We start from the raw sequence: 11,597 nt of genomic DNA, 5'->3' as shown, positions 1-11,597 counted from the left end.
CTCGTTCGCGCACTTCAGGGGAATACTTGTTCGTTGTCTTGCTCATGATGCTCCATCCTACTCAGGAGTTGGAGCCTCCGGCAAACCCGGCGCGGTTCACCGGTCGGATCGCGAGTGAGTTGTGCGTGGAGCGAAGTTCCGGAGTTCGGTCTTCGGCATCCATTAGCACGCATATTTAAAGGGCTTTCCGCACAAGTAGCGTCAGACGACCCAACCATTAGATCGCATTGCTGGTACCGAGTGAAATGTTAGCAATGATGAAATCTAGACCTTCCGAAATCGATGATGTCGAGATAACGCCTCTTCCACAGGATGTGCTCAGAAAGCAGAAGACGCCCCAGATTGCTATCATCGTCGTTGGGTTCTTAAGCATTCTGGTTGTACTGGTTTGAAAAGCAAATGGCCTTGATCCGTTCGCCAAGAGCGCATGCCCTTTCCGACAACCAAATTAGGTAGACAACTTCCGCCTTTGAGGCATCAAGGAAACGTCTGGCGAGGCATTGTCAAAGGGATGAACTTACGATGAGCTTGAGCGCCACCTACCCTTCCTGAATGACCAAGCCCAACCCGTTCCGCTACTTCCGAACCAGCCGCGAGGTCATCCGTCGGGCGGTGATGATGTACGTCAGGTTTCCGCTGTCGCCGCGCAATGTCGAGGACCTCCTGCACGAGCGCGGCATCGACGTCAGCCATGAATCCGTCCGATTTTGGTGGATGCGATTCGGCCCGCTTTGCGCGTCTGAGATCCGCAAGACCAGGATCCAGCGGATGCGTTTCTTACTTGAACCACCAGTGGCACTTCGACGAGGTTTTCGTGAAGATCAACGGCGAGACCCATTACATGTGGCGCGCCGTCGATCACGAAGGCGAGGTACTTGATGCCTTGGTCACCAAGCGTCGTGACCGTAAGGCAGCATTGAAATTCCTCAAGAAATTGATGAAGTGCTACGGTCAACCAGAAAAGATCGTCACTGACCAGCTACGCTCCTACGGGGCCGCGATGAAAGAAATCGCAAATGCGGATCGGCAGCGTACAGGGCGCTGACTGAATAATCGGGCCGAGAATTCACACCTGCCATTTCGACGAAGAGAGAGCGCGATGTCCCGGTTCCGGCGCATGCGAAGTTTGCAGAAATTCGCCGCCGTCCACTACTCAATCCACAATCTTTTCAACGCGGAGCGTAACCTCTGCAGCAGACAAAATTTCAAGCGAAACCGCGCCGCTGCTCTCGCTGAGTGGTGCGATCTCTGCATGGCATAAACAACAGCCTCACTGTCCGAACTGAGACGCGTTCGAATATGTCTGACAGCACCTGCCGCGAGCAAGACGCGCGTTTTCTGCTGTCGATGGTGTTGTCGAGGCGATGGACTATGTAAAACCTAAATTGAAAGCCGGTTCGCAACGTCGGAGAAGATTGGGCTCTGTCTATTCAGCTTATGCAGAAGCTCAACTTGGTTGGAGGCACCCGTCTTCGAGAACACAGAACTCAGGTGAGTGCGGACTGTTGCCGGGGCGATCGAGAGGGTCTGAGCAATCACTCCAACTGTCATTCCCTCTTTCAACAGGGTGCAAATGCGGAATTCCGATCGGCTTAATTGCGCCGGATTCTCGACATCCAACAAGGGAACATCGCTATTGTAGGGGGCGTCGACGCATTTGACGTGTTGTCGCTGCGCCAGCGTCTTCGCAATCAGGCCTGATGCTCTGCTTTGCCAGCATGACGAAAGGGTCCCGGTCAGAATAAGAACGATATCAAGATCGTGTTCTGCGGGCTTGTTCAGGTATTGCAACTCAAGAACATCCACAATTTCATGTGCCTTCCCCAGAGGGATCGCGATGATTTCGGCAAATCGGTCAATTTGCAGATCACAACCGCTTTCGCGGTCCGTATTCGTGCGGGCCAAATCCGAAAGCCTCCAAACCGACCCGCTTTTGGCCGAAGGCAACCAGTTTCCCAACAGTTCCTTGGAAAATGCGCGCGGTTGCACCGGCCAGACCTCTCCTTTGCGACGATTGCAGCGGGCGATGTATCTGGTTTGCGACCCCGATAAAGAGATTCGTGCGACCATCGCAGCATCAGCCCTTACAAGCCGCAACAACTGCTCAAGACACTCGGAAAGATCACCGTTACCGTTTAGTGCATTTGCCCATTGTGCCACTAGTCCAAAGCTTGCAGACGCGTGACTACGGCTAAAAACATTAGTCCCCATTAACCCAACCTTTTTTCTTCCTACACAAGAAGCAGGAAAGAAAGTGGCCCCCAACCACGGATCTGACTATCTGTGGATAAGTTTCTCGTGGCAAGAATTATGGCGCAATCAGGGCAGCACACTTTTCGGAAGAGTCTTCAGATTAAATGCTTAAGTATATGTTTTTACATATAAAATATGATATCACAGATTCATCTGCAGCTATTATCACGCAATGCCGCGTTTGTGCGCTTTTGTGGATAAAGTCACAAAAGTGCCATGATTGGAGACATATTCCGTCTCATTTGTGGCGGGCCGTCGACCGAATTCGAGTGTCAGATGATTCGGTCTCACGTGTTTCCCCGACGTCAAGGCATATAAACTTCTCCCGCCGATAAAGATCGTCGCGAAACAAAATCAATTTAAAGATGAATTTCTGCATCGTTTGACGGAAGCGTCTCCGCGGCCTGCCGCGATATTGTGATGTCCGAGCTGAGGCAATGCCTTGCCAAGCTTACATCCCGAAATTTGTCCGGGTTCAATTTACAAATCCTTAAGGGGGAAGACATGATCAAACTTTTGAAGAAATTCGCCAAGGACGAAAGCGGCGCAGCCATCGTAGAATACGGTCTTGCGCTCCTTGTCGTGGGATCCATCGCTGCCGGTGGCTTCTCTTACCTCGGCACTCAGACAAACAACAACGTTCTGGGCGCATGTGACACTTTGGGCAGCGCGACCTGCTAAACCAGTCCTGCAATTTACAGCCAACTTTCTGCGCCGCTGTCTTTCACACCGGCGCAGAAGAACCCGAGAGGAATGCGAACTTCTTCCACTCGGACAATTCTGTTTTCAAATCCATTCCTGGGGGCCAAGATGCGTGCCAAGCCGATACTCACGACACTTTTTGGAGTTGCGATCGCAGCAGGGTCCGTCTTCGTGGCCAAGGACTTCATACTAAGTGAGGCGCGGAACGCAAACGCCGCTCCGGATTCTGAGATTGTCGAGATCTACGTCGCGCGCTCTGAAATCGCGTTCGGTCAGGCAATCGAAGGCCACCTTGTAACACTACACAAATGGCCTCGAGAGGCACTGCCGTCCGGGGCTTTCTTCGATCTTGCCAACCTTGTTCCCAACGATCGAGAACAGCTGCGCCGGGCGAAGGGTCGTTTCTTCCCGGGAGACGTGGTGCTGGCCTCTAAGGTTTCAGCCTTCGGCGAGAAGGTGACTTTGGTGCAGAAGCTTGGCGAAAACACGCGCGCCATGGCGATCAAGGTCGATGCCGCGACTGCCGTTGGCGGCTTCGTCACGCCTGGCGACTTTGTCGACATCGTCCTGACGCAAGGGGCGCAAATGGAACTTCGGGCGGTGACAATTCTTCAGAATATCCGCGTGATCGGCGTCGATCAGCAATCCGAGGAACTCAAGGACACACCAGAGGTGGCCCGTACAATCACCGTCGAGGTGACGCCGGAACAGGGACAACGCCTCGCTCTGGCCCAGAAGGCTGGAACGCTCAACCTTACCCTGCGGACCTTGGACGGTGTCGAAGACAACCCGATGGAAATGGTGCGGTTGCGCGACCTGCTGCAAGAGGAAGGTCCCGCGGAAAAGGTTGAGAAGCAACCGACGATACGAGTACGTCGCGGCACCCAGTCCGAGATTGTCACGATACCGCGTAGCACGTTGGACATCGCCCCCGCCGTGAAACCAGCGATGACGCAAAACCCAGTGCAACCGGGCACTCCGTCTGTGGAAACCGAGCGTCCGTCGAATTCCGAGACCGATGGGGGCAAACCCGTCCATGCCGCGCCCGAGGCCCGCGACGTCGATGTGACGCAAGTGATCGGCCAATAGGAGAGACCTCTTGCGGCTTAATCGCATCATATCGAGGTTCTACGCGGACGAGACCGGGACGATCGCGATCCTTTGGGGCACGTCACTCGTCGCATTTCTAGGCTTCCTTGCAATTACGCTCGATGTCGGTCGTCTGAGTGCCACCCAAGCCGAGATGCAGGCCTTCGCCGACCATGTCGCGCTTGCAGCGGCTGGGGAGTTGGATGGCAAAAATGACGCGATCACCCGCTCAGCCAATGCGGCCGCCAACCTGATAAACGATAGCCAGACATTTGCGAACGGGTCCGGTGCGCTGTCCGGCGCCGCGGATTACACGCTTACCTTTCACTCGGCCCTGCCGCCATCGGACCTGACGCCTTTGGGCGCGAACGCGACGACCGATCCGAATGAGGCCAAGTTCGTCCAGGTCGTTCTGACGCCGAAATCCGTTAGCATGGTCCTCGCCTCGGCATTGAACAAGTTGCTCGGTGGGAATGGTTTTTCAAACACAGACGTCTCTGCCGAGGCCGTGGCAGGTTTCACACAAGCGGCGTGCGATGTCTCGCCCTTGATGTTCTGTCTACCTACGAACTGGGAGACGACACTGGATGTCGGAGATCAGATCCTCCTGCGTAGCGGCGGAAATGGGACGGCATGGGGTCCAGGCAATTTTGGCTTCATCGACTTGGCCGCCTTCGAAGACACCTCGGGCGTGTGCGCGGATGAAGGTGGCAATAAGCTGGCCTGTCTGATCGCCGCTCAGAAGCAGATCACCCAGTGCGTTTTGACCAATGGCATCGACACCGAACCCGGTCAAAAGGTCGGTATCACGAACGCCGCTTTTAACGTTCGCTTCGATATCTACAGATCGGTTCTCAACGGAGAAAAGGACAATCCTGACTTCGCCCCGGCGCCAAACGTTATCAAGGGGATCCAGAAGAACGGCGGAGGCGCCTGCATCCAGGGCAACGAAGAACCAACTGGTGACACGATGGCACTGGGGCGCGACCTGTGCCTAAACGCGGGAAGCTGCGGCGGCAACAACCGGTTCGGAGACGGCACATGGGACCGTGCCGGATATCTGAACATGAACTACGACCTCGTAGACGGCACCGCGGACGGCATAGGCAGTGACGCCGCTTTGCCGCCGCTATCAGCGGCGAACACGCAATATGCCGGCACCCGCTTTGGCATGTATCTCCGAGAGATCGCCTATGGCGACACGACCGCATCCAAGGCCATCCTGCACCCTTCTCTTTCTGAAACCGGACGCCCGATTTGCTCCGGTGCGACGCCGGGCGGCCCCGAACGCCGTGTCATCACCGCCGCCGGTGTAGACTGCGGCAAGACGGTGATTTCAGGCGCCACAACCGGTGTGCCAGTGACCAAGTTCGTCAGTATATTCCTTACCGAACCGGTGGGAGATGACGGCGGGTCGCCGCCCAGCTTCGACATTCATGGAGAAGTCGTCGGCTTTCCTGATGCCATCGGCGCGGGTGGAGGCTCCAGTGGTTTTGGCGGTATCTTCCGCGATGTCGTTCAGTTGTACCGGTGAAGGGGGGAGCGGATCTATGAAGCTTTCATCCTCCTTCTCGATTAAACGGTTCACCGCGAGTGAAAGCGGTGCGGTGCTTATCGAATTCGCACTCGTGCTACCGATCATGCTCCTGTTCTTTGCGCTGACCATCGAGGCGGCGCGCATGATGTGGTCCTACCAGTCGGTCATCGCCGGCGTCAGGGACGCCGGACGGTACATGGCCCGCGTGACACCGGCCGATATTTGCGATGCAGGTGGAAGTGTCGCCGGCCTGTCCACGACACTGAAAGGCATTGTCGAAAAAGATATCGGAGGAACGTCTCTTTTCCCGTCCAAGGTAACGGTTAACTCGGTCACACCAAGCTTCTCGTGCATAACGGGCAGCTACCGCGTCAGCCCGGCCCCGGTCGGGCGGGTCAGCGCCAACGTGACCATTCAATTCCCGATGGGCGGGGTCCTCGACATCTTTGGCGACGCGATCTCCTCTGTCACGACGGACGTGGCGGACAACGCCAGGATATTCGGGCAATGACGCGCGTAGAGCATATCTCCCGCGCGGCAGCCCAACGCGTGACCAGGTTCTCGCAAGACGAGGCTGGTGGTGTTCTTGTAGAGTTCGCGATTGTCGTTTCGCTGTTCCTTTTTCTCTTTATGGCACTGCTGGATTTCGGGCGCCTGTCTTACAGCGGCGTCACAGCTCAGACGGCCTCGCAGATCGCGGCGCGAATCGCGGTTGTCCGCCCACCGGCCTGCGCAGGTGTCCCGCAAATCCATCAGCGGGGAAGCGCCGCGCCGCCTCCGCGCTTCGGTACCTCGTGCAGCGCTGGCGCTGGGGTCTGCTTAAGTGTCGCGACCGTCTCGTGCTCAGGCAGCGCCTCGAACGCGACAGCCTCTGAAATCTGGACGCGCATCAATCCGTTACTGCCACACGGCACGACAATCGACTCGCTCCAGTTTTCCTACGCGTTCGACCCCAACCTTGGTTTTCTCGGGGGGCCCTACACACCGATGGTCACGGTCGAACTTGACCTCGACGACTTTCAGTTCGTTTCGCCGCTGGCAAGCCTCGCGAATGCCGCAGGCGCCACCAGTAGCCCCATCGGATCCTCTGCGACGTATTCGAGTTTCAGCGTGTCGCTGCCCGCAGAGGATCTTGCACTAGGAGAGTCAGGATGAAGACCCAGTCACAATCCCGATCACTGCTGGTCGTCTCCCCGAGAGCCGCCTTCGTGGAGATCATCACCGAAGTCTTTCCCAAGTCGGATAACAACAGGGTGAAGAGTTCCACGGAGTCATTCACCGCCATGAACGGACGTGCCGTCGACCTGGTGTTCGGTCAGGACGTGGTCATCATCGAAACGGATCCTGACGATGAAAACGAAGTGAATGCCCTCAGGGACCTGCTGTCGCACCGCGATGACGACACGGTGTTCCTGGCGATGACGAAGTCGGATGTTTCGATCACGAAAGCCCGCAAACTGCGTGATATAGGGGTGGACGAGGTTCTCCCGCTTTCGATCGACGGTGACGGCCTGAAGGCGGTTGTCGATGAACAGATCAAGCGGCGCCGGACGGCGGCGCAATCCACGCACACCGGACCTGCAGCCCTGGGAAAAATCATTCCTGTCACCCAGGCACGTGGTGGGGCTGGTGCAACGACCGTCGCGGTGAACCTCGCCTGCGCGCTTGCGGCTGACCGGTCGTCCATGTTCCACAAGGCGGAAAGAAATCGCGTCGTGATGCTCGATTTCGACCTGCAATTTGGGAATGCCAACGTCTTTCTCGATCTTGAAGACAATGGAGGGTTCCTCCAGTTGATCGAGTCCGCAGAAGAGCCCGACGATCACTTCATGGTCTCTACCCTGCAAAAACATGGACAGGGGGTCGACGTGCTCTGCGCGCCATTGCCTCTCGTACCCCTGCAATCGCTCCGGGCAGACCTTGTCGAGACGATGATCGCCCTGCTGAAGAGGCGTTACGACTACATCGTGATCGACCTCCCACGCGCCGTCGTGGACTGGGTCGAACCGGTCGTGAAACAGGCGAGCCAACTTTTACTCGTTGCAGATACCAGCGTGCCATGTGTCCGGCAGGCACGTCGACTGATCGACCTTTACCGAGAGGAAAACGTCGGACTGCCAGTCGAAATTGTCATCAATCGCGACCAGAAACCTTTCATCAAGTCTGAACATATGCGCGAAGCCGAAAAGGTTCTTGAAACGCGGCTTCAGCACTGGTTGCCGGATAATCCCAAGCTGGCCAGAAGCGCCGTGAACCTGGGGCGTCCCATTGTCGAGTTGAAACCACGCTCCGACCTGAGCAAGGCGTTCGCGCGGATGGCCGCAGAGGTTTTCGCCAAAGAACAAATCAAAAGAAAAACAAGCTGATAGGGGGAATAGCCGTGTTCAAGGAATATCGCTCGAGGCGGGCTGAGACGCAGCCGAACGTGCTCAAGCTCGAACGCAAGATCGAGGTCCCGGCTGCGAAAGACACAAATGCGCCCGCAGAAGATCCGGACCTTCAGGCGCATTTGGAGCTCAAGAACCGCCTTCACGGCGAGTTGCTGGACCGGCTCAATCTGGCCATGATCGACAAGGTCGAGCGCTCGGAGCTCAAGCGTCAGATCGCGTCGCTCGTGACCGGCCTGATCGAAGCCGAAGGCGTTTACATGCGATCCGAGGCCTTCTCTGCCCTGGTCGAAGAACTGATCCACGAGGTGATGGGTCTCGGACCATTGGAACCTCTGCTTGAGGACCCCACGATCAACGACATTCTCGTCAATTCCTACGACAAGGTCTATGTCGAGCGGTACGGCCTGCTGGAAAGATCGAAGGTGCGTTTCCGTGACGAAAGGCATCTGCTGCGTGTCATCGACAAGATCGTCACGAAGGTCGGGCGGCGCATCGACGAGTCGCAGCCCTGGGTCGACGCAAGGCTCGCGGATGGGAGCCGCGTGAATGCGATCATCCGCCCCTGCTCGGTGGATGGCCCGGCTCTTTCGATCCGCAAGTTCTCGCGTACACCGCTGACCATGGAGCGGCTCGTCGAACAGGGTGCTCTGAGCCAGCAAGCGGCGAATCTCCTTGAGGCGCTCGTCGATGCGCGTCTCAACATCTTGATCTCGGGGGGAACCGGATCGGGCAAAACGACCCTGCTGAACGCGATTTCGTCCTTCGTGGACAGCAGGCAGCGTATCGTCACAATCGAGGATGCGGCCGAACTGCAATTGCAACAGGAACACGTTGTCAGGTTGGAAACGCGCCCGCCCAACGCCGAAGGGCAAGGCGTCATCTCTCAACGCGACTTGGTTCGCAACGCGCTTCGGATGCGCCCCGACCGGATCATCGTCGGCGAGGTTCGCGGTGCCGAATGTTTCGACATGCTCCAGGCCATGAACACCGGTCACGAAGGGTCGATGACCACTGTGCACGCCAACACTGCACGTGACGCGCTGGGCCGCGTCGAACAAATGGTGACGATGATGGGGGCCGAACTCCCGATCAAGACGATCCGCTCACAGATCTCCTCGGCTATCCAAATTGTCGTACAGCTTAGCCGGATGAGCGACGGCAGCCGCCGTGTCGTGAGCATTTCCGAGGTCACGGGCATGGAGAATGACACGATCACCATGCAGGACATTTTCGTCTACAAGCGTCGAGGCAGGGCAGACAGCGGTGCTGTGCTAGGAGACTTCATGCCCACTGGCATTCGCCCGCACTGCTTCGATCAACTCGTGTCGGCAGGAGTCAAGGTGAATCCTGAGATGTTCAAGCGCATGGGGGTTTAGAGATGTTCGACCAGCTTCCGCATACCGTCAACGTCTTAATCTATGTTTGCGTTTTTCTGGGTGTGTTTCTGACCTATGAAGGGCTGCAACAACTGTTTTTCCGCCGCGAAACGCAATCGGAGGCACGCAATCGACGGATGCGGGTGGTCCAGCGGGGTGGCTCAACCGAAGACGCCTTGAAACTGCTGCGGGACACGGCCTTGCTTGGGCCCGAAAAAAAAGGCGGGCTTTACATGCGCCTTCGGAGATTGCTCCTGCAGGCTGGCGTTTCCGTCGGGCCCTTTTGGGTTTTCCTGTGCATGGGGCTGATCGCCGTGGCCGCGTTTTTCGCTGCGGTACGCGTCTTGCCTGCCGGTCCGTCGGGTGGGCTCAGCGTCGTGCTTGCGGTCGCTCTTCCTCTATTTGTTCTGATGCAGATGAAAAGCGAGCGGATCAAGAAGCTCACCACGCAATTGCCCGATGCCCTCGATCTCATGGCTCGGGGATTGAAGGTGGGCCATCCCGTGACCGTTACCGTCGGTAATGTCGCAACCAATATGCCCGATCCGATCGGCTCGGAGTTCGGCCTCATCGCAGATCAAATCAATTTCGGGGATGATCTTGGCACCGCTTTCCACGATTTCGCAAAGCGCGTGGCGACCGAGGATGCCCGGTATCTGGCCGTGGCAATCGGAATTCAGCACGGCACAGGCGGCAATCTCTCGCGTATCCTGAACGTGCTGTCTCAGGTCATTCGCGACAGGCACAATATGCGCAAGAAGATCAAGGCCATCTCAGCCGAAGGACGTCTGAGCGGTTTCATCCTCACCTTCCTTCCGGTCCTCATATATTTCTCTATCGAACTTACCACGCCGACATTCTACGGCGACGTTCGCGGCGACCCGAAGTTCCCGTATTTCGCCTTGGCGATCGTGGGTCTTGTCATGGCGCAAGGGCTGATCCTGCATCGGCTCGTCAAGTTCAAGTTTTGAGCGGAGGAGCTTTCATGGACGCCTTTCAAGACTTCATTCGTGACCTAACGGCCTCACCGGAATACGTCGTTCTTGGTGGCATCGGCCTGAGCGTCTTCGTCATTATCTATGGCCTTTCAGGTATGCTGGCCGGAACGGCACCTGAAATGCGGCGCATGCATGCCGGTACCGTAAGCCGCCCCCACGGTGAAGATTTCGATCTGATTCAGGGGAACAACAGCGACCCGCACGGCCTGTTGCAAGCCTTCGTTCCATCCTCGCGCGAGGAACGGTCGAAAATCGCACTTCAGCTCAAACGTGCCGGTGTCAAGCGTAAGAACTCAGTCCGGATTTTCTATACATTCCGCGCGATCATCGGGGTATCGCTGCCGGCCCTATTCATCGCAGCCATGGCGCTTTCGCCGGAAATTCAGGCCAAGTTACATATTGCTAAGTTGTTACAGAACCTGACCTGGATAAACGCGATGCAGATCGTGACCGCTCTTTTGGTTGTCGGGTTCTATGGCCCGATCCTGTGGCTGCGCGCCCGGATCCGAAAGCGTGTCAAGGCGATTGAGTACAGTTTGCCGAACGCGCTCGACCTGTTGCAGATTGCGATGGAAGCCGGCCTCGGATTTGATGCCGCGATGGTGCGCGTCTCGCATGAACTTGCACATGCCGCCCCTGAAATCTCTCAGGAGTTCATGATACTTCAACTGGAGCTGCAGGCTGGCAAGGAAAGGCAGGCGGCAATGCTTGACATGGCCGAACGTGTCGGCGTCGACGAGCTTGCGTCTTTCTGCAACGTGATTCTCCAGTCAAACCAGTTCGGCACAAGCGTATCGACGGCACTGGAGCGGTTTTCGAATGAAATGCGTTTGACCCGAGAGCTGAAAGCCCAGGAAAAGGCCAATCGGCTTCCCGTACAGATGTCAGCCGTCTTGGCGCTCTTCATGATGCCCGTGCTTTTGATGATTTGTCTCGCACCGGTTCTGATCCGATGGATGAATATGTTCGGATGACAGTGGGGACGCTGTGGGACGGCGTCCGCTTCAGCAAAGGTGTGATGCAACGCGGAAACTGGCTTGGAGATAAGGTCTCCGCCAATCGGCAGGTCTCGCTGCGCCAGCATCAGGAAGAAAAGTCCGCTGGAGTTACATAGAACGGGCGCGTCGCGAATGGCCGGTTCCAATTTGGGCCAATCTGGCGGTGTTCTATGACCGCTTCAAGGAAATCACGCTGCAGTGGTGCGCCACGCCAGAATTCTGCCCTCAGCTCACCGTCTGAAATGTAGCTTTAG

10 protein-coding genes and 1 pseudogene are annotated in these 11,597 nt (G+C 56.8%); 10 read left to right on the top strand and 1 reads right to left on the bottom strand.

Features of this window, described 5'->3' with window-relative positions:
* The first annotated feature begins 552 nt into the window (after positions 1-552).
* Positions 553-1,261: pseudogene (locus EZV60_RS17715) on the top strand (IS6 family transposase).
* 119 nt (positions 1,262-1,380) lie between these two features.
* Here EZV60_RS17715 and EZV60_RS17710 read toward each other — a convergent pair.
* Entirely contained in the window at positions 1,381-2,160 is a 780-nt protein-coding gene (locus EZV60_RS17710; RefSeq protein WP_167853576.1) for a response regulator transcription factor, read from the bottom strand.
* Between the two features lie 597 nt (positions 2,161-2,757).
* Between EZV60_RS17710 and EZV60_RS17705 the strand changes: the two genes are divergently transcribed.
* The 9 genes from EZV60_RS17705 to EZV60_RS17665 all read left to right on the top strand — a co-directional run bounded on the left by EZV60_RS17705 (position 2,758) and on the right by EZV60_RS17665 (position 11,319).
* Entirely contained in the window at positions 2,758-2,934 is a 177-nt protein-coding gene (locus EZV60_RS17705) for a Flp family type IVb pilin (RefSeq protein WP_135507175.1), read from the top strand.
* A 72-nt stretch (positions 2,935-3,006) separates the two neighbouring features.
* Entirely contained in the window at positions 3,007-4,044 is a 1,038-nt protein-coding gene (gene cpaB, locus EZV60_RS17700) for a Flp pilus assembly protein CpaB (RefSeq protein WP_342588814.1), read from the top strand.
* Between the two features lie 10 nt (positions 4,045-4,054).
* Positions 4,055-5,578: a pilus assembly protein TadG-related protein gene (locus tag EZV60_RS17695; protein WP_135507171.1), complete on the top strand. Its 1,524-nt coding sequence runs from the start codon at positions 4,055-4,057 to the stop codon at positions 5,576-5,578.
* 16 nt (positions 5,579-5,594) lie between these two features.
* Positions 5,595-6,092 (top strand): TadE/TadG family type IV pilus assembly protein, encoded by a 498-nt coding sequence (locus EZV60_RS17690; RefSeq protein WP_135507169.1) that lies wholly within the window; start codon positions 5,595-5,597, stop codon positions 6,090-6,092.
* Complete coding sequence (locus EZV60_RS17685) at positions 6,089-6,736, top strand: TadE/TadG family type IV pilus assembly protein (RefSeq protein ID WP_135507167.1); 648 nt, start codon at positions 6,089-6,091, stop codon at positions 6,734-6,736. Before EZV60_RS17690 ends, EZV60_RS17685 begins: the two co-directional genes overlap by 4 nt.
* Positions 6,733-7,947 carry a CpaE/TadZ family protein gene (locus EZV60_RS17680; RefSeq protein ID WP_135507165.1) on the top strand — a complete coding sequence of 405 codons (1,215 nt, stop codon included), beginning with the start codon at positions 6,733-6,735 and terminating at the stop codon, positions 7,945-7,947. Before EZV60_RS17685 ends, EZV60_RS17680 begins: the two co-directional genes overlap by 4 nt.
* Before the next feature lie 14 nt (positions 7,948-7,961).
* Positions 7,962-9,347 (top strand): TadA family conjugal transfer-associated ATPase, encoded by a 1,386-nt coding sequence (locus tag EZV60_RS17675; protein ID WP_245306349.1) that lies wholly within the window; start codon positions 7,962-7,964, stop codon positions 9,345-9,347.
* A gap of 2 nt (positions 9,348-9,349) precedes the next feature.
* On the top strand, positions 9,350-10,318 hold the full coding sequence (locus EZV60_RS17670) for a type II secretion system F family protein (RefSeq protein ID WP_135507163.1): 969 nt from the start codon (positions 9,350-9,352) through the stop codon (positions 10,316-10,318).
* A 14-nt stretch (positions 10,319-10,332) separates the two neighbouring features.
* Positions 10,333-11,319 carry a type II secretion system F family protein gene (locus tag EZV60_RS17665; protein ID WP_135507160.1) on the top strand — a complete coding sequence of 329 codons (987 nt, stop codon included), beginning with the start codon at positions 10,333-10,335 and terminating at the stop codon, positions 11,317-11,319.
* Positions 11,320-11,597: the final 278 nt, after the last annotated feature.

The sequence above is a fragment of the Roseovarius aestuariivivens genome (assembly GCF_004761875.1).
In the GTDB taxonomy this organism is placed as follows: Bacteria; Pseudomonadota; Alphaproteobacteria; order Rhodobacterales; family Rhodobacteraceae; genus Roseovarius; species Roseovarius aestuariivivens.
This window is presented reverse-complemented; position numbering and strand designations above follow the sequence as displayed.

Excerpts from the sequence above, each read along its gene's own strand:
- EZV60_RS17705 (WP_135507175.1), top strand. The coding sequence starts at position 2,758 with ATGATCAAACTTTTGAAGAAATTCGCCAAGGACGAAAGCGGCGCAGCC.
- cpaB (WP_342588814.1), top strand. The coding sequence starts at position 3,007 with ATGCGAACTTCTTCCACTCGGACAATTCTGTTTTCAAATCCATTCCTG.
- EZV60_RS17690 (WP_135507169.1), top strand. The coding sequence starts at position 5,595 with ATGAAGCTTTCATCCTCCTTCTCGATTAAACGGTTCACCGCGAGTGAA.
- EZV60_RS17685 (WP_135507167.1), top strand. The coding sequence starts at position 6,089 with ATGACGCGCGTAGAGCATATCTCCCGCGCGGCAGCCCAACGCGTGACC.
- EZV60_RS17680 (WP_135507165.1), top strand. The coding sequence starts at position 6,733 with ATGAAGACCCAGTCACAATCCCGATCACTGCTGGTCGTCTCCCCGAGA.
- EZV60_RS17670 (WP_135507163.1), top strand. The coding sequence starts at position 9,350 with ATGTTCGACCAGCTTCCGCATACCGTCAACGTCTTAATCTATGTTTGC.
- EZV60_RS17665 (WP_135507160.1), top strand. The coding sequence starts at position 10,333 with ATGGACGCCTTTCAAGACTTCATTCGTGACCTAACGGCCTCACCGGAA.